Raw genomic sequence first — 21,940 nt, forward strand, 5'->3', positions numbered from 1 at the left:
CGTTTAGCGACTTCGCCGTCTTTTTTACTATCGCCTGATCGGCACCCTTATTCACTCGGAATTAACCTTCACCATGTCTACTACCGCCACGCGCAACATTTTGGTGACTAGCGCGCTCCCTTACGCCAACGGAGCCATTCACCTCGGTCACTTACTTGAGTATATCCAGACTGATATCTGGGTACGTTTCCAGAAAAGCCGTGGCCAGCAGTGCTACTACGTATGTGCCGATGACGCCCATGGCACCGCCATTATGCTGCGTGCCGAGCAGGAAGGCATTACCTCTGAAGCGCTGATTGAGCGGGTTTCCAACGACCACCAAACAGACTTTGCCCGCTTTGGCGTTGGGTTCGACAACTACCACTCGACCCACTCCGCTGAAAACCGCCACTTCAGCGAAATGATTTATAAGCGCTTACGGGATAAAGGCCATATTGCCACCCGTGATATCGAGCAGATGTTTGATCCCCAGAAAGGCCTGTTTCTGGCTGACCGTTTTATTAAAGGCACCTGCCCCAAATGTGGCGCTGAAGACCAGTATGGCGACAACTGCGAAAAGTGCGGCGCTACCTATACCCCCGCCGACTTGATCAACCCCGTTTCAGCCATTTCAGGGGCAACGCCCGAAGTACGTACATCGACCCACTACTTCTTTAAACTGCCTGACTTTGCCGACTTCCTGCAGGGCTGGATTGACGACGGCCATGTGCAGCCGCAAATCCGCAATAAGCTGATGGAGTGGTTTGAGTCTGGCTTTAACGAGTGGGATATTTCCCGGGATGCGCCCTACTTCGGCTTCGAAATTCCCGACGCCCCAGGCAAATACTTTTATGTCTGGCTGGATGCGCCAATTGGCTATCTGGCCAGCTTCAAGAACTTGTGTGACCGCGAAGGTATCGATTTCGACAGCTACTGGAACAAAGGCTCTGATGCCGAGGTATATCACTTTATCGGCAAAGATATCGTCTATTTCCATGCGCTCTTCTGGCCCGCCATGCTGCATGGCGCTGACCTGCGCACACCCACCGCCGTCAACTGCCACGGCTTCCTGACGGTGGACGGCGCCAAGATGTCGAAATCCCGCGGCACCTTTATTAAAGCTGCCACCTACGCCGATTATCTCAACCCGGAATATCTGCGCTACTACTTTGCCGCCAAGCTTACTTCCAAAGTTGATGATTTGGATTTAAACCTGGAAGACTTTGCCGCACGGGTAAATTCAGATTTAGTCGGCAAGGTGGTCAACATTGCCAGCCGCTGCGCCGGTTTTGTTAAAAAGCTCGGCGGTGGCAGCCTCTCAAGCCACTGCACTGAGCCACAGATGGTCGCCCGCTTTATTGCCGCCGGTGATGATATTGCCGAAGACTTTGAAGCACGGGAATTTAGCCGTGCAATGCGCAAAATTATGGAACTGGCGGATGAAGCCAATACCTACATTGCTGATAAAGAGCCCTGGGCGCTGGCCAAGCAGGATGGCCGCGACACAGAGGTGCTTGAGATATGCTCGGTAGGCATTAATCTGTTCCGCCAGTTGATGGTCTACCTGGCTCCTGTAATTCCTGCCATGGCTGAAGAGGCCCGAGTATTTCTTAACATTGAGTCGTTGGACTGGCACACTCGTCAAAGCGTGCTCACCGATCACTCAATCAACAAATTCAAACCGCTGATGACCCGCGTTGAACGCGACAAAATCGATGCCATGATTGAAGCGTCGAAGGAAGATCTCGTGGAAGAGCAAAAATTGAAAGAAGCGCCCAAAGGCCCGCTGGCGGAAGAGCCTATCGCTGAGGAAATCGACTTCGCCGCCTTTGCCAAAGTCGACCTGCGCATTGCGCGCATCGCCAAAGCTGAATACGTCGAAGGCGCCGACAAGCTGTTGCAATTGACCCTCGACCTGGGTGGCGAAACCCGCAACGTCTTCTCCGGCATTCGTTCCGCCTACGCCCCGGAAGCCCTGGAAGGTCGCTTAACGGTTATGGTCGCCAACCTGGCACCGCGCAAAATGCGTTTTGGCGTATCGGAAGGCATGGTGTTGGCCTCTGCCAACGAAGATGGTATCTACCTGCTCTCCCCTGACACGGGGGCAGAACCGGGCCAGCGTGTTACTTAACCCACCGCGTAAGCGGTAGCCAAGTTAAAGGGCAGAGACTCACAGCGCTCTGCCCTTTGCATTTTTATTACAGCGGTACTTTTATTCAAACTTCCTCCTGAATAGGTTTTTCACACATCAAACTTCCTAGCCTCCCACTAGCCAGCGCCGCCTTTTCTTCGCACAATACGCTGCCATGAGTGAGTTATTTATCATTTTGGTCAGCACTGCCCTGGTCAACAACTTCGTACTGGTTCAGTTCCTGGGTCTATGCCCGTTCATGGGCGTCTCTAACAAACTGGAGTCGGCCATGGGCATGTCCCTGGCCACTACCTTTGTGCTGACCCTGGCATCGGCCGCTAGCTTCGTGGTTTATCACGGCCTGCTTGTGCCGCTGGATGTAACCTACCTGCGCACCATTAGTTTTATCGTGGTGATCGCCGCCGTGGTGCAGTTTACCGAAATCATGGTGCGCCAGCTGAGTCCGCTGCTGCACCAGGTGCTGGGCATTTTCCTGCCGCTGATCACCACCAACTGCGCGGTATTGGGGGTAGCTCTGCTGTCGTTGAACCGTGAATTAAGTTTTTTCCACACCACACTTTATGGGTTGGGTGCAGCACTGGGCTTCTCGCTTATTTTGGTGCTGTTTGCTGCGATGCGCGAACGTTTAGCGGGGGCGGATATTCCCAAACCCTTCCAAGGTGCGGCGATAGCGATGGTCACCGCCAGTCTTATGTCGTTAGCATTTTTAGGGTTTTCAGGGTTGGTGCAGGGATGAGGCCAGCGCGATGAATAGCAGCATTGATCTCATTGGTATCCTCAGCGCCGTCGCGGTATTAACCGGCTTGGGCATTGGTTTTGGTGCCCTGCTGGGCGTGGTTAGCGAGCGTTTTAAGCGCGAAGATAACCCGCTAGTTGAACAAATTAACACCCTGCTGCCGCAAACCCAGTGCGGCCAGTGCGGCTACCCAGGCTGTCGCCCTTACGCCGAGGCCATTAACCAGGGGGATGCGCTGAATAAATGCCCTCCGGGTGGCGAAGCGACGATTCACGCCCTTGCCGATCTTCTCGGGCGTGACCCCGAGCCCCTGGATGGCGAAGCACAAAGCGAAGCCAAGGTGGCGTTTATTCGCGAAGCGGAGTGCATTGGCTGCACTAAGTGCATCCAGGCCTGCCCGGTCGATGCGATTATCGGCGCGGCTAAATTAATGCATACCGTCATTGAAGACGAATGCACCGGCTGCGATCTGTGTCTTGATCCCTGCCCCGTGGACTGTATCGATATGCTGCCACGCTCAGCCCCGATCACCCAATGGCAGCCGGTAGTGGCGCACTCATCAAACATGATTGCCAGCGACCGCCAACCCGCTTCAGGGGGGTCTTGATGTCGAACGCCTTTGACTTCCCGGGAGGCATTTATCCCCCCGAACGCAAACAGCGTTCCAACCAATCCCCGCTAATTGAAGCGCCACTGCCCCGTCGGATCACTCTCCCCCTGCAGCAACATAGCGGCCAGGCCGCCACGCCCTGTGTGGTAGTGGGCGACGCGGTAAAAGTGGGCAGCGTGATTGCCAAACGTGAAGGTATGATCTCTAGCAACCTGCACGCCAGCATTAGCGGCATGGTAAGCGAGGTTAGCGCTACCCAAATCTGCATTGATGGAGATGGGCAAGATAACTGGGAGCGGCTGCCCAGTCTCGACTGGCAACGCGCTGAACCCAGTGCACTACTTGAGCGCTTAAATAAGAGCGGCATTGTCGGTCTAGGCGGCGCGGGGTTTCCCACCCATATTAAAGCGCGAGTGGTCGAACGGCATGCGATTCACACCCTGGTGATTAACGCCGCCGAATGCGAGCCTTATATCACTGCCGATGACCTGACTCTGCGCCACCACGCTAACGAAGTGCTCGAAGGTGCACAGATAGTCGCCAAGCTATGCGGCGCGCAGCATATAATGATTGGGATTGAGGATAACAAACCCGATGCCATAGAAGCCCTGAAACACGCCCTTTCAAATTACCAGCCGATCAACATTGAGCTGAAAGTAATACCTACCCGCTACCCCAGCGGCGGCGAGCGCCAGCTAATTAAAAGGCTGCTAAACCTTGAGGTACCCAGCGGCGGGCTGCCCGCTGATGTGGGAGTGCTCTGCCATAACCCAGGCACGCTACTGGCGATACTACACGCAGTGCGCGATGGGCAGCCGCTGGTTTCCAGGGTGGTCACGCTGACAGGCGAGGCCATCACCCAGCCCGGCAATCGCTGGGTGCGTCTGGGCACATCGGTTAGAGAGCTGCTGGAGCAGGCAGGGTTAAATACCCCAGAGCTAAACCAAGTCATTCAGGGTGGCCCCATGATGGGCACTCCACTGCTAACGCTCGATACGCCGGTCACCAAGCTTACTAATTGTTTAATCGCGGCCACGCTTGAAGAGTTGCCGCCGCCCCCAGCAGAATCGCCCTGTATTCGCTGCGGTGAGTGTGAAAGCGTTTGCCCGGTGGCGCTGCTGCCGCAACAGCTGCACTGGTATGCTCGCGCTCAAGACGATGCCAAGGTAGAGCGCTATCACCTGTTCGACTGCATTGAATGCGGCGCTTGCAGTTACGTATGCCCTAGCCATATTCCGCTGGTGGTGGATTACCGGGAAGCTAAAAGCCGGATACGCCTGCAACGGATTGAGGCAGTAAAAGCGGAGCACGCCAAGCACCGTTTTGAGTTCCGCCAAGCGCGGCTCGCTCGGGAAGAGGCTGAAAAACAGGCACGCAAGCAAGCACGTCAGGCGCAACAACGTCGCTCGCCCACCAGTACCGCAGCTAGCAGCGAAAAGGTCGACTTACGTGGCCTGCGCATCGCCCATGCCGCCGCCAAAGCATCGGTCAAAAAGGCTGAAAAAACCCTGGCGCGAGTCGCTCAGGAAGACCCCAAACAATCCCTGGATGACTTAGAAATGCAGCTTGCCACCGCCCAGGAGAACTTAAAAGCAGTCGAGTTGCAGCTTGCCCAGGCGCGCGAACAGCAGCCCAGCGAGGAGTCGCCATGAGCATGATGCACGCCTCGGGCGTTAAAGATGCCGTGAAGGCAACGTCTATGCCACCAACGGCGAGCTTGATGCGCTGGGTCATTGCGGCAACCCTGCCAGGCATCGCTACCATGAGCTACTTCTTCGGCCTTGGGGTTATCAGCAATGTACTGCTAGCCGCCGCTTTTGGTATTGCACTTGAAGCCGCCGTGCTTCGGCTACGCCAGCGCCCCATCCGTGTTACGATGAATGACTCAAGCGCCCTGCTTACTGGCGTTTTGCTGGGCGCATCGCTGCCTCCCGCTAGTCCCTGGTGGCTTATCGGTGTGGGTATGATCGCGGCAATTGTGGTCGCCAAGCAGCTATACGGCGGACTGGGCCATAACCCGTTCAACCCCGCCATGGTGGGCTATGCGCTGCTGCTGGTGTCTTTTCCTACCTACATGACGTTGTGGGCTCCGCCCCAGGCATTGCTACCAAATGATTTATGGGCGCAAATCGTCGGAACGCTGCCAACCGCCCAATTGGATAGTTTGAGCGGCGCAACGCCCCTTGATGCATTTAAGCACAAAGGCGAAGCGGTGCTTGCCAGCGAGTTCTGGGCTGCCAATCCACTGCCGAATGGAACCCTCAGCGCCTGGCGATGGGTAGCGCTCGCATGGCTAGCGGGTGGGGTGGTGTTGTTAGCGAAGCGGATTATTAGCTGGCATATTCCGGTCGCTATGCTTGGCAGCGTATTACTACTGGCCACGCTGTTTTATCTCAGCGACCCCAGCCACTTCGCTTCACCGCTGTTTCACCTGCTCACCGGGGCAACGCTTTTCGGGGCATTCTTTATTGCTACCGACCCAGTCTCCGCCGCCACCAGCCAACGCGGCAAACTACTCTATGGCGCAGGGATTGGCGCACTGGTCATGATCATTCGCACCTTTGGCGGTTACCCGGACGCGGTGGCGTTTGCGGTATTGCTGATGAATCTATGTGTACCGTTGCTAGACCTGTACAGCGTGCCACGCCCTACTGGTCAGCAAAAAGCCTCACTGGGTAAACCAGGAGAACAGCCATGACGCTGTTCCAGGCCATGCAGCGCGGTGCGCTTGCCCTGGGGCACCTTTGCGCTGGTAACGGCGGGCAGCGTGGCGCTTACCCGCACGTTAACCGCCGAACGTATAGAGAAACATCAGCTGGCTTACCAACACCGCCAGCTTCAGGAAGTACTGCCCCAAGCGCTAGCTAATACGCCCGTCACTAAGGTGCTGGAGAGCACCTTTACCCTTCCCAACCCACAGGCGCTGGGGCTGGGGCTTGCGAGTGAAAGCCAAGGCTGGTGGGTAAACGATCAGGGTAGCAGCGCGGTGATCTTCCCGGTGGTGACCCGGCAGGGGTATAACGGCGAAATCCGTCTACTGATCGGCATTGACGAGCACCTGCGCATCAGCGGTGTGCGCGTGACCCAGCATCAGGAAACGCCTGGGCTAGGCGATGACATTGAGCGCAGCCGCAGCGACTGGATCACCGAGTTTAATGGTTTAAGGTTAGATAGTTTGCCGCCAGAAGGCTGGGCGGTGAAGAAAGACGGCGGCCAGTTTGACGCTTTTACCGGCGCTACGATTACGCCCCGTGCTGTGGTCAATGCTGTCCATAAAGCCCTTCAGTACGCCGACGATGCACCGCTACCGATGTCATTTGAGGAGTCCACCCTATGAGCCAGTGGCGCGAACTCGCCCGAAGTGGTCTTTGGTCGAATAACCCCGCGCTGGTGCAGCTGCTCGGGCTCTGCCCGCTGCTAGCGGTAAGCGGCAGCGTGGTCAATGCGCTGGGGCTGGCGCTGGCCACGTTGCTGGTCATGGTCGGTGCCAGCACGGCGATTTCGCTGATTCGTCACCAGGTGCCCAGCGCAGTGCGTCTGCCCGCTTTCGTGATGGTGATTGCTGCTTTTGTTACCTGCGCTGAACTGCTCATGGCCGCCTACGCTTACCCGCTCTATCAAGTGTTGGGAATTTTTATTCCGCTGATCGTCACCAACTGCGCCATCCTGGGTCGCGCGGATGCCTTTGCCTCACGCCGGCCGGTTCTTCCAGCGGCCATTGATGGCTTTATGATGGGGTTGGGTTTTGGCGCCGTACTGGTGTTGCTTGGCGCCCTACGTGAGCTACTGGGTCAAGGCACACTGTTTAGCGACATGGCGCTACTGTTTGGGCCGCAAGCGGCGAATTGGCAACTGACTGTTGCCGACGACTACCAGTTCCTGTTTTTCGTGCTGCCACCGGGGGCATTCTTTGTAGCGGGTCTGTTGATTGCGCTGAAAAACGCTATTGATCAACGCAGTGCTGCCCGTGCCAAGCCAGTGGTGGCGACACCTCGAACTGAGCGTCGCGTGCGGGTTACCGGCACGATAAAATAGCTGGCAACATCCCGAAAGTGTCCATGTAAACAACTGCTCGTATTTATAACGCGTATTTATTAAGAGACCCGCCATGAATGCCCAAAAGCGTCATGAAATTTTTGCTCGCCTTCAGGCGGAGAACCCCCACCCGACTACCGAGCTTAATTGGAACACGCCATTTGAGCTGCTGGCTGCGGTACTGCTTTCCGCTCAAGCCACCGATGTGGGGGTGAATAAAGCCACGGCGCGGCTTTACCCAGTCGCCAACACGCCCCAAGCGATCATTGATTTAGGTATCGACGAGCTTAAAGCACATATCAAAACCATTGGGTTATACAACACCAAAGCCGAAAACCTGATGAAAACCTGCCACATGCTCGTTAATCAGCACGGCGGTGAAGTGCCCAATACCCGCCAAGCCCTGGAGGCCTTGCCCGGCGTAGGCCGTAAAACCGCCAATGTAATACTCAACACGGCATTTGGTCAGCCCACCATGGCGGTGGATACGCATATTTTCCGGGTATCCAATCGCACCGGCATCGCTAAAGGCAAAGATGTCGTTGAGGTGGAGCAGAAACTGCTACGCCATGTGCCAAAAGGGTTTCTTCACGATGCTCACCACTGGCTAATTCTGCACGGCCGCTACACCTGCATCGCGCGTAAACCCCGCTGTGGTAGCTGCATTATCGAGGACCTGTGCGACTATAAAGACAAAACCGAACCGGCTTAACGGCTAGCAGCCTGTCGGGCTTGACCGATCGTCGCGAGAAGCACGGATTTTGAGCCAAATTTTTCGATCGATTGAGGCGAATAGCGCGCTATTTAACGAAATCGATCGAATAAAGTTGGCCAAAATACCGGGATTCGCAGTAGATCAGTGTTAAGTCCGACAGGCTGCTAGGCCATCAAGTCGAGCTCATCAGCAACTGGCGGTAAGCCTCACGCCAGGCGGGCCACTCCCAAGCGGTGGTATCAAGGCGTTCAGGGCGAACCGCCGGATCGGTGAGCCAAGCACTAAGCCGGTCATAAAGCCCTTCCCGAGAGCCGTCATAGCGATAGGCTGCAGGGTAAAGCGCAGGGAAACAGAGCCTATCCGGCACCAGTGGTAAAGCCCCGCGCTGGGCCGCCTCCATAATCGCCAAACCCTGAAACTCATGCCAGGTAGTCGAAACCACAATGCCTGCGCTATCTAGCAGCTCTCGATACGCCTCTTCTGGCTGCGGCCCCCAAGCCACAATATGCTTGGCTAAGCGCTGCTCAGCTTCGTCAAAAATGGCGGGGGCTTGACGGAAACGTTGACCAAGCACCGCCAATTCAAACGCTACTCCGGCATCGCTTAACGCAAACAGTACGGCAAAGAAGTCGTCAGGGTTCTTGTCGTACTCCCAGCGGTGATTCCAGACAATCCGCTGTGGCACTGTTTTGTTAACTGCCGTTTGCTGGCAAGGTTCTGAGCTCTCTGGAATGGGCACTGGCAAAACCTGAGCCCGCTCGCGTAGCGCTTCCAGTGGCTTGGCTGCGGGGAGGTTTTCCGGCATTTTTTTCAGAAAGGCTCGCGCGCCATCAATAAAAGAGTCGCGGTTATAGGCGCTGTTAAACACCACGTTATCCGCCGCCAGCGCCGTATAGAGATTGACCATCTTGGCCTCTACTTGTGGCATCTGATCGCTCGATTCAGGATAGGCGAACTGGTTTTCATGAAAGTAGACAACCTTTTTTGCTCGGCCGAGATGCGGGAACAGCCCCGCCAGCGTGGCCAGATCCACCATCGACGTGGCTAGCACTACATCAAACGACTGGCTGAGAGTATCGTGCTCTTTAAGCATCCAGCTCAGCGGATTGCCACGAATACGCCAAGCAAAATGACGCGGCGGCAGGCTCAACAGCGTCCAAGACACCTCATCAAGCTGCGCCATTAAGCTTTGCGCCCAGTAGCGGTGGCTCACCGCTTCGTAGGCAGATAACAGGAGTACGCGCATTGACAGCCCTAACAACCAGATCAGTGGAACGCCATAACATGTGTAAGCCATGGCAAAGAGGCAAGCAGTGTAACAAAACGCGCTTACTAGCTTCTTTGTGATCGCTTCTTTGTCTTGAATGCATTCGGCCAAGGTCGTCTTGGCTGACCTGTTAGATCTATCTAGACTGCAGCCATGCAGCTTTAAAACAAATAAACGTTAAAACAAATATAAGCAGGAGAGCTCCATGGCTAAAGTGCTCGTCGTCGATGACGAACCCAACATTGTTTTATCGCTAGAGTTCCTGATGGAGCAAGCGGGGTTTGAGGTCGTTACTGCTGAAGATGGTGAACAGGCCCTGGCAAGAGTGAATGATAGCCAGCCCGATCTGCTGCTACTCGATATTAGCCTGCCGGGGATTAGCGGTTTTGACGTTTTAGAGCGGCTGCGTAGCGAAGCGGCTACCGCCCAGCTTCCGATTATTATGCTGACCGCTCACGGGCGTGACGTGGAGCGTGAAAAAGGCATGGCGCTGGGCGCCGATGATTACATCACCAAGCCCTTCTCTACCCAGTCGCTGGTCGAAAAAGTCAAAGCGCTACTAATTGAGGAGCAGCCATGACCCGAGGCGGACTGCCCAAACGTCAGCGCCTGCTGGGCCTCTGGCTGCTACTTAGCGGCATCAGCCTGCTGGGTGGGGCCATTTTTGCCGCCTGGCTGGATGCGAAGCTTGCGCCAACTGGCGTAACGCGCATCGCCCTCTGGCTTGGTAGCTTCTCCGGTGGCGCGACGATTTTTTTAGCCGGTTTGCTGCTTGAGCGTATGCTGTTTACCCCACTGCGCCATTTACAGGTGCAGCTGGCGCGCTTGGTCGCCAACCCGGACGCCCGGGACGAGCACCCACCCGAAGGTTGGCTAAAAGGCTTGGGGCCCGACCTACGACGAGTACGCGAAAGCTGGCGATCAGATCGCAGTCGCCTCACCACCGCTCACGCTGACGGCGCCCGCAGCGCTGCACGCATCCGCCAGGAGCTGGAAACACTGCTGCAAGTACTCGAAACGCCGCTGCTACTGTGTGATCACCACCGCCGCCTTATGCTGTTCAATCAGGCGGCTGAAGACTTTTTTGAGGGTAATACCGGATTAGGCCTGGGCAAACGCCTGGAAGCGCTGCTACCAGTAGCCAGCTTACAGCAAGTGCTCGGCCAACTGCCTAATGACGGTTCCCCGCGCGAGTTACTCGCCCCCTGTGATGACCGCTGGCTCAAAGTGATTTTACGCCGCGTGCCGGGTAGCGATGGCGAAACACTGCTGACCTTTAGCGACGCCACCGCCTCCTGGTCGAGTGAAATGGGCGTTAGAGCGGAACTAGCGGCGATGCTAACACCGCTTCGTCAGCATACCGCCAGTCTAACCAGCGCCGCCGATGCGCTGATACAGCTGCGCGATCAAAACGATGTCAGCACGTCTGCTTTGCGCCAACGTTTTGAGCGGGTTATCCACGAAGAGGGCATCACCCTCGGCGACAACGTGGCCAAAATCGGCCAACTACTCGACGATATGCAGCATCAGGGCGAGCGCTTAACGCCCATGTGGTCAAACGACTTCTGGCAAGCGTTGGATGAGCGCCTTGACCCGGAGCACCGCTTAATTACCCCGGTGGGGATGCCTGCCTGGTTTAAAGGCGACGCCCCGGCGCTGATTGCGCTGTTTGACTCTTTAGTCAAGCACCTCAATACACAGCTTCCCGACAGTGGCTTTGAGGGTGAGATATGCCTGGGCAATAAACGCGTCTATCTTGACCTTATTTGGCGCGGCAAAGCGATCCCCGAGCATGAGCTGGCGGAGTGGCGACAGCAGCCGCTAAACTCACTACCGTTGACGCCAAGCGTCGCCGATGTAATGCGCCAACACGCCAGCGACATCTGGAGCCTGGCCGACGACGATGGCGTTCATTCACGCCTGCGACTCCCCCTGCCGGCCATGGAGCGCGTAGGCGCCCCAAGAGAAACCGCCCCGCCGCGCCCAGAATTCCATGACTTTGGCATTGCCGACCTGCCCCCGCCGGATGAAGCGCTGGCCAGCCGAACGCTGCGCAGCCTGGAAATAGTCGCCTTTGATACGGAAACCACCGGGCTTGAGCTACGCCGAGGTGACACCGTCATCAGTCTTGGCGCCTGTCGCGTGGTCAACGCCCGTTTATTGGCAAGCGAGGCCTTCGATCAAAAAGTGGATCCGCAGCGGCCGATCCCGCCGGCTAGCACCGCGATACACGGCCTTACCGATGCCGATGTGCTAGGCGCGCCGCCTTTGGATATTGTGCTTACCCGCTTTCGCGATTATGTCGGCGAAGCTGTCTTGCTGGCCCATAATGCCGCCTTTGATCTACTTGCCATTAGCCACAAAGGAGTCGCCTTTGATATCCCTGTGATCGACACCCTGCTGATTTCACGGGCACTTGACGAAGCGCTCGATGGGCATGATCTGGATAGCCTTGCCCAGCGCTACGATCTGGCATTTCCACCAGGGACGCGCCACACTGCATTAGGCGATGCCCGCGTGACCGCCGAGCTATGGCTAGCCCTGCTGCCTCGCTTAGAAGCCCGCGGCGTCGATACGCTTGAGCAGTTGTTAGCCCTGCAAGTCAACGCCTTCGACCGACAGGATGCCAGCGCCTGATGAAACCTTTCGGTGTGAAATCACGCCAAACAGAGCGCCTAATGGCTCTGGTGGCGATTGCCCTGCTGCTGTTCTCCCCACCATTGATTATCGTGGTGGATCGGCTACCTACCTTTAGCGTGGGCTGGCTACCGCTCTATCTATTTATCGTCTGGGCAGTGGTGATCGGCTTGACTGCTTGGCTGATGGAACGGCGTTCGGGCCGCTAACCATGCGTAGTGAGGCGATTATCCTCGGCACCGCCTTTGGCTACTTGGCGCTGCTGTTTGTGGTCGCCGCCTGGGGTGACCGGCGGGCGGAGCAGGGTCGCTCCATCATTGGCTCGCCGACGGTATATGCCCTTTCTATTGCTGTTTACTGCACGGCCTGGACGTTCTACGGCAGCGTCGGGCGCGCCGCCGAGTATGGCCCCAGCTTTTTGCTCATCTACCTGGGCCCCACCCTGGCGATGCTGTTGGCCCCTTCAGTTATCCGCAAAATGGTACGTATTGCAGCACGGCAGCGGATCACTTCTATTGCCGATTTCATCAGTGCCCGCTACGGCAAAAGCACCAGTTTAGGCGCACTGGTTGCCCTGATGGCGCTGATTAGCATCACCCCCTATATTGCTCTGCAGTTAAAAGCCATTACCGTTAGCCATGCAGTGCTGATCAACTATCCCCGCGCGGCCGACACCACGTTAGTGGATGAACATTTTTGGATGGATAAGTCTCTCTGGGTCGCCCTGGTATTAGCAGTATTTATTATTCTGTTTGGCACACGCCACCTGGATGCCAGTGAGCGCCATGAAGGCATGGTGGCGGCGATTGCGGTGGAGTCCATCGTTAAACTGGTCGCCTTTATGGCCGTCGGCGTGTTCGTGGTGTTTGTGAGGTTTGAAGGCCCCGCCGCGCTGTTTGCCCAGGTAGCGGCCACGCCCGCCCTTGTCGATAGCATGCGGTTGGATAGCGTTCCGGGTGGGGTCACCGGCTGGGTGGGCATGCTGATACTGGCCTTTTTGGCCTTCTTAACCCTACCTCGCCAATTCCAGGTATTGGTGGTGGAGAATGTCGACGAGCAGCACTTAGCCAGAGCAAGCTGGCTATTCCCCCTCTACATGCTGCTGATTAATCTGTTCGTTATTCCCATTGCGCTGGCTGGCCTGTTGCTTGGCGTAAGCGCAGGTGATCCGGACAGCTTTGTGCTCACACTGCCGCTGTCAGCTGGTTTAGAAGGGCTGCCGCTACTGGTCTTTATTGGTGGCCTTTCTGCGGCGACAGGCATGGTGATTGTCGAGACAATCGCGCTTTCAACTATGGTCAGCAACCAACTGGTGATGCCCCTTCTGCTGCGCTCACGGCGGCTGCACTTAAGTACCAAAGGGGAGCTCGCCGGTTGGCTGTTGGGTATTCGGCGCATCGCTATCGTACTTATTCTGCTACTCGGCTATCTCTACCATGCGTTGATTGGTGACTCCTATAGCCTTGTCACTATTGGGCTGGTCTCCTTCGCCGGGGCAGCCCAGTTCGCCCCAGCGCTCTTGATTGGCCTGTATTGGCGCGGCGCTACCCGCCAAGGCGCCACAGCTGGCCTAATCGCCGGGTTCTTACTCTGGTGCTATACGCTGCTGCTGCCAGGGTTTGCCCAATCCGGTTGGTTGGATGCAGCACTGCTCACTGAGGGCCCCTGGGGTATCGCTTGGCTAATTCCCTACGGCTTATTCGGGCTCGAAAACTGGGATATTTATACCCATTCGCTGCTCTGGAGCATGATGGCTAACGTGGGACTATTAGTTGGAGTATCGCTGTTTACTCGCCCTACGCCCCTTGAGCAAACCCAGGCAGCACTATTCACCGAGGCGATGCACCCTAATCTGCAAACCACTTCGTTATCTACGTCGCTATGGCGCGGGCAAACTACCCAGGGGGCACTCAAAGAGCTGCTGGTGCGCTATTTGGGTGCCCAGACCACCCGCCGCGTATTTAGCCATAGCGGAACCAAAATCGCTTATGCGGCGGATGATCCCGCTACCGCCGAGCTGATTACTCGCGCCGAACAGGCGCTAGCGGGGGCGCTGGGCAGTTCCTCAGCGCGGGTACTGATCAACTCGGTGGTACGCGGTGAAGCGCTGGATATTGAGTCGATTCTGAGCATACTGGACACCACCTCACAAACCCTGGAGTACAACCGTCGCTTGGAGCAAAAATCTCAGGAGTTGGTGCAAATTGGCGAAGAACTGCGTAGCGCGAACGAGCGTCTGCGCGAGCTGGATCGCTTGAAAGACGAGTTCGTCGCCATGGTCAGCCACGAGCTACGCACACCGCTCACCTCCATTCGAGCCTTTGCCGAAATATTGCGCGACAGCAGCCAACTGCCTGATCAAAAACGCCAGCATTTTCTCGGCGTGATCGTCCACGAGAGCCAGCGTCTGTCTCGTTTAATTGAAGAAATTCTGGATCTTGCCCGCCTGGAAAGTGGTCGTTTGACGCTTAATCCCGTCCCCCTCGATCTTGCCGCCCTAACTCGGCACAGCATTGACGCTATTGCCCATCTACATGAGGAGCGCGGCATTGCCTTAGACGTTAGCTTGGAAGCTGACCCTGCGATGGTGGTTGGCGACCATGACCGTTTAGAACAGGTGATTATTAACCTGCTTGATAACGCGGGTAAGTTTGCCGATCGGGAGCAGCCAAAAGTGCGCCTCACGCTTTATCGCCATCGTCGTCATTTCCGTTTAAGCGTGGAGGATAATGGTGCGGGTATTAGCGAAGACGAGCGTGAACGGGTTTTTGAAAAATTCCATCAAATTCAACAGGACGATGATATTCCACGAGGTCGGCCAAGAGGCAGCGGCTTAGGATTACCGATTAGTCGGGGTATTATCGCCCATCTAGGTGGACGGCTTTGGGTCGAGGATGCCAAAACCTTAGGCGGTGCCTGCTTAACGTTAGAACTACCCGCCGCGCCGGGTGACTCATCATCTCTCGACTCCGGCTAGGCGTTTTTCACTCGCTGAACAAACGACCTAATCTGCTGTAGATCAAACTTCAGCAGTAAGCGCTCGTCTTCACGCAAACGCCGCAGGTCAACCCAGCCATCTGCAGCTTGGCCACGAGCTTTGTTATACCGCTGCTGTTCCAATAGGCGCTGCTGCAGTCGCTCAAAAGCGGCTACAAGCAACGCCGATTCAGCCAACGTTAACGCATCCGTTGCATGACTTAGCGCGATCAATCGCTCACGAGTGGCTATGTCGCGCAGCCCGTGCCGCAGGCAGAGTAAGCGCGCGGCGCTAATCAACGGCAACAAGCCTTGATGCTTGAGATTAAGGGCTTGCCCATGGGGGGCATCCAGGCCTGGGCTTGAGGCAAGCCGCCCAAAGCGATCCAGCGCCACCGGCAGCTCATCCAGTAGCGTCGCCATTTCATCCATAAACAGTGACGCTTTAGGAAGAGTTGAAGCGATGCACTCACCCAACTTCTTAGCAAGCGCTGGATTACCGGCGACCGGGGCAAAATCGAGTAAGATATTAGTCTGCTGTACGCGCTTTACCTGGCGGTCAGCGCTCCAGATGTCTAGCTGCGCGTACCACTCACTTAGCCGTTTGCGCCACATCGGCCATCGCGCCATGACATGACCATGGCAGAGCGGTATACCGGCCTCATCCAGGCGCTGGGTAAACCGCTCGCCAAGCGCTTGAAAGTAGCCGTCGATCTCTACATGGCGATGGTCAGGATAGCCGTCGATAATCAGCGCATTATCCTGATCGGGGCCTAACAGGCTTTCGAAGCGCGCCGCGGAGCCTAGCAGCAGAACACAGTAGTCGACGGGCGGAGCGCCCCAGCCCTGCGCCTGCATTTCGTCAAGGGATTGCGCTATTGCCAGACGATACAGTGAAGCATTGTGGTCACTGATAATTTGGCTAATACGCCAGGCGGGTAAATCATAATGCACCAATGTTTCCACCAGCGGCAGTTGCCAAGCATAGGCGTCAGCTAATGAGATATCCGGTGAGGGGAAGTTTGAGGAGAGTTTTGAGAAGATATGGTGCAACGGCGCATTAAGCGCCGAGGTATTGAGCGTGCCATTCTCATGGAATAGAGAGCGCCAGGGTGAGGCTTGGTGTACTAAACGCATACGCCTCTCCTTTACTAGAATGATATGACGGCGTTGTTGCTACTCGCCCTCGCCTGACCTGCGCGGGTCTGGCTCGAACATCGCTTCACCTACTTCATCAATATAGCGCTGCGCTTTGGTGACCATCATAGCATCACAGGCCTCTCGCCCTGGGAGCATATCGGAACGCTCAAAGCGGTGCTCAAGGGTTTCACCACTGGCGTCGGCCTTGCGAATCCAACCACTGACGCGGTACTGACCGCTCTGATTGTCTGGCTGGGAGACAATCTCATAACCCTTGTATTCCACCGGCTCAGCAGCTTTAGAGGTAGCGCCTGGCACAGCCTGACGATCACTACCGAAGAGACCGGAAAATAATTTCTTAAGCATAATGGCTCCTTTGCTTACAGGGCGGCAAGGAGATGGCCGCCCTGCAAGTTATAAGCTGCTTTTATCAGCGCTTACTTAGCTCTGCTTGCGACCCTTACCTGCGGCAATACGCAAACGCAGCGCGTTTAGCTTAATAAAGCCTTCGGCATCTTTCTGATTGTAAGCGCCAGCATCATCTTCAAAGGTAGCGATTGATTCATCAAATAGCGACTCATCGGACTTACGGCCCACTACGGTAGCGTTGCCTTTGTAAAGCTTCATACGCACGACACCCGCGACATTCTTTTGGGTCTCGTCAATGGCCGCCTGCAGCATGCGACGCTCTGGGCTCCACCAGTAACCGTTGTAGATTACTTCCGCGTACTTCGGCATCAACTGATCTTTCAGGTGGGCTTCTTCGCGGTCTAGGGTGAGCGACTCAATGGCACGGTGAGCACGCAACATAATGGTGCCCCCTGGCGTTTCATAACAGCCACGCGATTTCATGCCCACGTAGCGGTTTTCAACAATATCCAAACGACCAATACCGTTGTCGCCGCCCAGTTTGTTGAGCTTTTCGAGCACTTCATGGGCTTTCAATGGCTCGCCGTCGATAGCCACGATATCGCCCTTTTCAAACGTCAGCTCAACGTAAGTGGGCTGATCGGGCGCGGCTTCAGGCGAGACACTCCAGCGCCACATATCGTCTTCTGCTTCGGCCCATGGGTCTTCCAAAATGCCGCCCTCATAGGAGATGTGCAGCAGGTTGGCATCCATTGAATAGGGTGATTTTTTCTTTTTATTAGAAAAATCGACCGGAATTTTATGCTCTTCGCAATATGCCATTAGCTTTTCGCGGGAAGTTAAATCCCACTCCCGCCAAGGGGCGATCACTTTTACGCCGGGCTTCAGGGCATAGCCACCAAGTTCGAAACGCACCTGGTCGTTACCTTTACCCGTAGCACCATGGGAAATAGCGTCGGCACCCGTTTCATTGGCAATTTCGATCAACCGCTTGGCAATCAGCGGACGAGCGATAGAGGTGCCCAGCAGGTACTCGCCTTCATAAATAGTGTTGGCGCGGAACATCGGGTAGACGTAGTCACGCACGAACTCTTCACGCAAGTCTTCGATGTAAATCTCTTTCACGCCAAGCGCTTGCGCTTTAGTTCGCGCCGGTTCGACTTCTTCGCCCTGACCGATGTCGGCAGTAAAGGTCACTACCTCGCAGTTGTAGGTTTCTTGCAACCACTTAACGATTACGGATGTGTCCAGGCCGCCTGAATATGCCAGCACAACCTTTTTGACATCGGACATTCTTTGCTCCTCGTTGACCATAAGATATTCATTAGTAAAAACTACACTTGCCACTAGCACCTGGCGAATGTGATAGCTCGTCTGTGATAGCTCGTTGGAGTAAACCGTTGAGACTGACGTTGAGTATAGCGTTCTCAATGCCCAGCGAATACCGTCAACGACGCCTGGGGGCTAAAGCTGCTAGAATCCCCCCATTCAAAGCGGCGGTTTGCCGCTAATGTTATCTGATGACTCGCTTTACTATTACTCGCTTGAACATAAGGAGAGCTGCATGAGCGAGGCAATTGCCCGCGAATTAATGGCCCAACGTTTTCGCAGTTACCTGCCCGTGGTCGTTGATTTAGAAACCGGGGGATTTAATGCCCAAGGCGACGCTGTACTTGAGATAGCCGCCGTCACGCTGACCATGGATCCGGATGGCAACCTGCTTCCTGATGCCACCTATGCCTACCACATTCAGCCCTTTGAGGGCGCGAATGTCGAGCAGTCAGCGCTCGATTTTACCGGTATCAACCTGGACGATCCCCTGCGTCGTCAGGTAGCGCTCAGCGAGTCGGAAGCACTGGGAGAAATTTTCCGCCCGATTCGTAAATCGATCAAAGCACATGACTGCACGCGCGCTATTTTAGTTGGCCATAATGCGGCGTTCGACCAGGGCTTCTTGAATGCGGCGGTCAACCGCTGTGGCATTAAGCGCAATCCTTTTCACCCCTTCTCAAGCTTTGATACCGCCTCGCTTGCAGGCCTGGTCTATGGCCAAACGGTACTTGCGCGGGCCTGTCGCGCAGCGGGCATTGAGTTTGATAACAAGGCCGCACACTCCGCTCGCTATGACACCGAGCGCACCGCCGAGCTGTTTTGCGCGATGGTTAATCGCTACAAAGACCTGGGCGGCTGGCAACTTGCCCAGCGCGAACAAGAGATGGACAGTACGGATTAACACCTAACCGTCAACAGCGTAGCCGCTGATGCAGAGAGCCGCTAATGCAGAGAACCAGGCTTTACGCTAAACTTCGCCCCATTACAGCAATCTGGTTTAGCACCGACAATGCCGGGTAGCGCGTATTTGGCGGTGATAAATATTTCGATTAAAACTATCCGTTTTTAGGAGATGAGACGTTTCCATGGCCCAGCATAATGCCTTTTACGCCCAATCAGGTGGCGTCACCGCCGTGATCAACGCCAGCGCCTGCGGCGTTATCGAAGCCTGCCGTCAAGCCCCCGATCAAATAGGCAAGGTTTACGCCGGTCATAACGGCATTATCGGAGCCTTAACGGAAGACCTTATCGACGTTACCCAAGAGAGCGATGAGGCCATTGCCGCGCTGCGCCATACACCGGGCGGCGCTTTTGGCTCCTGCCGCTATAAGCTCAAAGATATTGACACCCACCGTGCCCAGTACGAGCGCTTGATCGAAGTCTTTAAAGCCCACGATATTCGCTATTTTTTCTATAACGGCGGCGGCGATAGCGCCGACACCTGCTTAAAGGTCTCTCAACTTTCCGAGAAGCTGGGCTATCCGCTGACCGCTATCCACGTGCCTAAAACCGTCGATAACGACCTGCCGATTACCGATAACAGCCCGGGCTTTGGCAGCGTAGCCAAGTATATTGCCACCTCAACGCTGGAGGCATCGCTGGATATCGCTTCGATGTGTGCGACCTCCACCAAAGTTTTTGTTCTCGAAGTAATGGGCCGCCACGCGGGCTGGATTGCCGCCGCCGGGGGGCTGGCAGGCGAAGCCGAAGGCGAGCCGCCACACATGGTTATCTTCCCGGAAATCCCCTTTAACCGTAAAGCGGCTATGGCGCGGGTTGAGGAGAGCGTTAAACAGTATGGCTACTGCGTTATTGTGGTCTCTGAAGGCGCTCGCTACGAAGATGGTACCTTTCTGGCCGATGCGGGTAATACCGATGCGTTCGGCCACCGGCAGCTTGGCGGCGTGGCACCAACGCTCGCCGGTATGATCAAACAGGATTTGGGCTACAAGTATCACTGGGCAGTGGCCGACTATCTGCAGCGCGCGGCGCGTCACCTAGCGTCTAAAACCGACGTTGAACAAGCCTATGCGGTGGGTCGAGAAGCAGTAACCTTGGCGCTGGCAGGTAAAAACGCCATGATGCCCGCTATTCGCCGCATCTCTCAGGCGCCCTACCAGTGGGATGTGATATCTGCCCCGCTCTCCCAGGTAGCCAACCAAGAGAAGTTTATGCCCAGGGACTTTATCAGCGATAACGGCTTTGCCATTACCCAGGCCTGTCGGGACTATCTGTCACCGCTGATTCAGGGCGAGGACTTCCCACCGTTCGAAAACGGTCTGCCCAAAGTCGCCAAACTGAAACTCGCCAAAGCAGAGCGCAAGTTACCCATTTTTACGCTGTAGGCTGGAAGCCTGATGAGAAGAGGGGCTGCCTTCAACCCTTGTGAGGGAGCTTTAGCTCGCGAATGTTCAAGCTGCCAGCCTAGTAATAATAAGGGATGCTTTCCGCACCCTTCTTCGAAGTGTCGAACCACCGTTGAAGCGGCCTAATGATGAAATGCGTCTTCATCTTGGCACAGTGGGACGGATCCATCCCATTCCTACAACTTTAGCTAGCCGCGGTGCAAGAGCTGGTACCGCGGCGCTACGAAAATACCTATTTATAACTCTTAGCTTACTGCTGGCCTTCCTCTGCAAATCCGATTAGCCTGCTAATTCACTACTAAGGGTTTGGCATGCAAGAGACATCTTCTCGGCAGCGCTTGGCGGGCGTGCTGATTCTGCTTGGGCTTATCGCACAGATTATCGGTTTTACGGGCTGGTTGAGCACTGCGCATGCGGTGAGCTATTTGCTGTGGGCGGCGGTTGTGTTGCTATGGCGGGATATACCCCGTCGTTCGCGCATTCAGGCGGGCGTACTAATCGTGCTGGGTGCAGGCATGCTGCTGGTGGCGCGGTTTGTGTATGGCGCCGAGGTGGATTGGCCCGCTATGTTGCAGGGCAATTCGTTTGTAGCCGCCATGCTGGTGGGCGTTAGTTTTATCTCGCTGATCGGTAAGCAAGGCAACAAGAGCGCGACGGGAAGTCGAGTGACCGGAGCGGGTGGCGTGCTGCGTACCTGGCTGGGAGTGCACTTCCTGGGTACGATTTTAAATCTGTCTACCGTGTTTATGGTGGGTGATAAGCTGGCCCGGCGTGGGCCGCTCACTACACCGCAGCTGTTGTCGCTTAACCGTGGGCTGAGCAGCGCGGCGCTGTGGTCGCCGTTTTTTGCTTCTATGGGCGTAGTGATCGCGCTGGTACCCGACGTTGAGTACGCGCAAATTGCTGTGGTGAGCTTTCCCATGGCGATGCTATCGGGGCTGTTAACCACGCTGGAGCTCAGGCGGCGGTTTGATCTCAGCGAGGTGGATGGCTACTCACTGGCGCCACGTAGCCTGTTTATGCCGGTAGGCATGGCGGCGCTGGTGATGCTGTTTCACTTTGTGCTTACCCCTGCCCTGACCATCGTCAGCATTATTACCTTTCTGCTGCCCAGCGTGGCGGTATTGAGCAACCTACCCCATGGGCCTCGCTTTACCCTGCGCCGCATTCGCCAGCACACCACTACGCGGCTACCGGCCATGCGCGGGGAAATTTCGCTGTTTTTAGCCGCGGGGCTTTTAACAATTGGTCTTTCAACTCTGGTAACAGCGGCGGCTGGCAGCGACTGGACGCTGTTCACCCGCTTTGGCGCACCCCAGGCAATGCTTAGCTTTGCAGCGATTACGTTGAGCGCACTGGCAGGCTTACATCCAATCATTGGCGTATCGGTGTTGGCCTCAATACTGAACCTGCAGAACGGAGAACAAACCGTCTTTGCGTTTGTGGCGTTAACATCGTGGGCTGTGGGCACCAGCGTGGGCCCGCTTTCGGGGATCAACCTGTCACTGCAGGGACGCTACGGGGTGAGCGGTTATCGCATGATGAAAAATAACCTGCTCTACGCAGCAGTCATGAGCCTGCTTTCGCTTGGGGCGATCGCAGGCGTCAGCTTACTGGTTAGCTAAT

Annotated in this window: 18 protein-coding genes and 1 pseudogene; 15 read left to right on the top strand and 4 right to left on the bottom strand. The window is 55.9% G+C overall.

Annotated elements, in window-relative coordinates; all coding sequences use genetic code 11:
* The first annotated feature begins 73 nt into the window (after positions 1-73).
* The 8 genes and pseudogenes from metG to nth all read left to right on the top strand — a co-directional run bounded on the left by metG (position 74) and on the right by nth (position 8,224).
* Entirely contained in the window at positions 74-2,110 is a 2,037-nt protein-coding gene (gene metG, locus SR894_RS11080) for a methionine--tRNA ligase (RefSeq protein ID WP_133732397.1), read from the top strand.
* Positions 2,111-2,285: 175 nt separating this feature from the next.
* The gene (gene rsxA, locus SR894_RS11085; protein WP_133732396.1) at positions 2,286-2,867 is read left to right on the top strand and encodes an electron transport complex subunit RsxA; all 582 of its coding nucleotides are present in this window, start codon (positions 2,286-2,288) and stop codon (positions 2,865-2,867) included.
* Between the two features lie 10 nt (positions 2,868-2,877).
* Complete coding sequence (rsxB, locus tag SR894_RS11090; protein ID WP_133732395.1) at positions 2,878-3,474, top strand: electron transport complex subunit RsxB; 597 nt, start codon at positions 2,878-2,880, stop codon at positions 3,472-3,474.
* Positions 3,474-5,129 carry an electron transport complex subunit RsxC gene (gene rsxC, locus SR894_RS11095; protein ID WP_133732394.1) on the top strand — a complete coding sequence of 552 codons (1,656 nt, stop codon included), beginning with the start codon at positions 3,474-3,476 and terminating at the stop codon, positions 5,127-5,129. Before rsxB ends, rsxC begins: the two co-directional genes overlap by 1 nt.
* The gene (locus tag SR894_RS11100) at positions 5,126-6,175 is read left to right on the top strand and encodes an RnfABCDGE type electron transport complex subunit D (RefSeq protein ID WP_133732393.1); all 1,050 of its coding nucleotides are present in this window, start codon (positions 5,126-5,128) and stop codon (positions 6,173-6,175) included. Before rsxC ends, SR894_RS11100 begins: the two co-directional genes overlap by 4 nt.
* Positions 6,172-6,814 (top strand): annotated as a pseudogene (gene rsxG, locus SR894_RS11105) (electron transport complex subunit RsxG). The gene SR894_RS11100 and the pseudogene rsxG overlap by 4 nt, the downstream one beginning before the upstream one ends.
* Positions 6,811-7,512 (top strand): electron transport complex subunit E, encoded by a 702-nt coding sequence (locus tag SR894_RS11110; RefSeq protein WP_133732391.1) that lies wholly within the window; start codon positions 6,811-6,813, stop codon positions 7,510-7,512. Before rsxG ends, SR894_RS11110 begins: the two are co-directional and overlap by 4 nt.
* A gap of 73 nt (positions 7,513-7,585) precedes the next feature.
* A complete protein-coding gene (nth, locus tag SR894_RS11115) occupies positions 7,586-8,224 on the top strand; it encodes an endonuclease III (protein WP_133732390.1) in 639 nt (212 codons plus the stop codon).
* Positions 8,225-8,399: 175 nt separating this feature from the next.
* On the opposite strand, the gene SR894_RS11120 is transcribed toward nth, so the two are convergent.
* Positions 8,400-9,473, bottom strand: a complete 1,074-nt coding sequence (locus SR894_RS11120) for a tRNA-queuosine alpha-mannosyltransferase domain-containing protein (RefSeq protein WP_133732389.1) — start codon at positions 9,471-9,473, stop codon at positions 8,400-8,402.
* A 226-nt stretch (positions 9,474-9,699) separates the two neighbouring features.
* Here SR894_RS11120 and SR894_RS11125 point away from each other — a divergent pair, with 226 nt between their 5' ends.
* From SR894_RS11125 to SR894_RS11140, 4 genes are read left to right on the top strand one after another with little or no spacing between them, the layout of a single operon-like run.
* Positions 9,700-10,074, top strand: coding sequence for a response regulator transcription factor (locus SR894_RS11125; protein ID WP_022523646.1), 375 nt, complete (start codon positions 9,700-9,702; stop codon positions 10,072-10,074).
* Positions 10,071-12,131 (top strand): 3'-5' exonuclease, encoded by a 2,061-nt coding sequence (locus tag SR894_RS11130; protein ID WP_133732388.1) that lies wholly within the window; start codon positions 10,071-10,073, stop codon positions 12,129-12,131. The genes SR894_RS11125 and SR894_RS11130 overlap by 4 nt, the downstream gene beginning before the upstream one ends.
* Positions 12,131-12,340, top strand: a complete 210-nt coding sequence (locus tag SR894_RS11135; RefSeq protein ID WP_133732387.1) for a hypothetical protein — start codon at positions 12,131-12,133, stop codon at positions 12,338-12,340. The genes SR894_RS11130 and SR894_RS11135 overlap by 1 nt, the downstream gene beginning before the upstream one ends.
* A 2-nt stretch (positions 12,341-12,342) precedes the next feature.
* Positions 12,343-15,108: a sensor histidine kinase gene (locus tag SR894_RS11140; RefSeq protein ID WP_133732386.1), complete on the top strand. Its 2,766-nt coding sequence runs from the start codon at positions 12,343-12,345 to the stop codon at positions 15,106-15,108.
* On the opposite strand, the gene SR894_RS11145 is transcribed toward SR894_RS11140, so the two are convergent.
* The 3 genes from SR894_RS11145 to SR894_RS11155 form a co-directional block, all read right to left on the bottom strand.
* Positions 15,105-16,244: a DUF294 nucleotidyltransferase-like domain-containing protein gene (locus tag SR894_RS11145; protein ID WP_133732385.1), complete on the bottom strand. Its 1,140-nt coding sequence runs from the start codon at positions 16,242-16,244 to the stop codon at positions 15,105-15,107. The two genes, SR894_RS11140 and SR894_RS11145, sit on opposite strands and share 4 nt — an antisense overlap.
* 39 nt (positions 16,245-16,283) lie before the next feature.
* Positions 16,284-16,613 (bottom strand): HlyU family transcriptional regulator, encoded by a 330-nt coding sequence (locus tag SR894_RS11150; protein ID WP_133732384.1) that lies wholly within the window; start codon positions 16,611-16,613, stop codon positions 16,284-16,286.
* 75 nt (positions 16,614-16,688) lie between these two features.
* Complete coding sequence (locus SR894_RS11155; protein ID WP_071693107.1) at positions 16,689-17,909, bottom strand: argininosuccinate synthase; 1,221 nt, start codon at positions 17,907-17,909, stop codon at positions 16,689-16,691.
* A 271-nt stretch (positions 17,910-18,180) separates the two neighbouring features.
* On the opposite strand from SR894_RS11155, the gene rnt reads away from it, so the two are divergent.
* The 3 genes from rnt to SR894_RS11170 all read left to right on the top strand — a co-directional run bounded on the left by rnt (position 18,181) and on the right by SR894_RS11170 (position 21,939).
* A complete protein-coding gene (gene rnt, locus SR894_RS11160) occupies positions 18,181-18,849 on the top strand; it encodes a ribonuclease T (RefSeq protein WP_133732383.1) in 669 nt (222 codons plus the stop codon).
* Between the two features lie 184 nt (positions 18,850-19,033).
* Positions 19,034-20,293 (top strand): 6-phosphofructokinase, encoded by a 1,260-nt coding sequence (locus SR894_RS11165; RefSeq protein WP_133732382.1) that lies wholly within the window; start codon positions 19,034-19,036, stop codon positions 20,291-20,293.
* Between the two features lie 332 nt (positions 20,294-20,625).
* Positions 20,626-21,939 (top strand): hypothetical protein, encoded by a 1,314-nt coding sequence (locus SR894_RS11170; RefSeq protein WP_133732381.1) that lies wholly within the window; start codon positions 20,626-20,628, stop codon positions 21,937-21,939.
* Position 21,940 lies beyond the last annotated feature (1 nt).

This window comes from Vreelandella neptunia (genome assembly GCF_034479615.1).
Classification (GTDB): Bacteria; Pseudomonadota; Gammaproteobacteria; order Pseudomonadales; family Halomonadaceae; genus Vreelandella; species Vreelandella neptunia.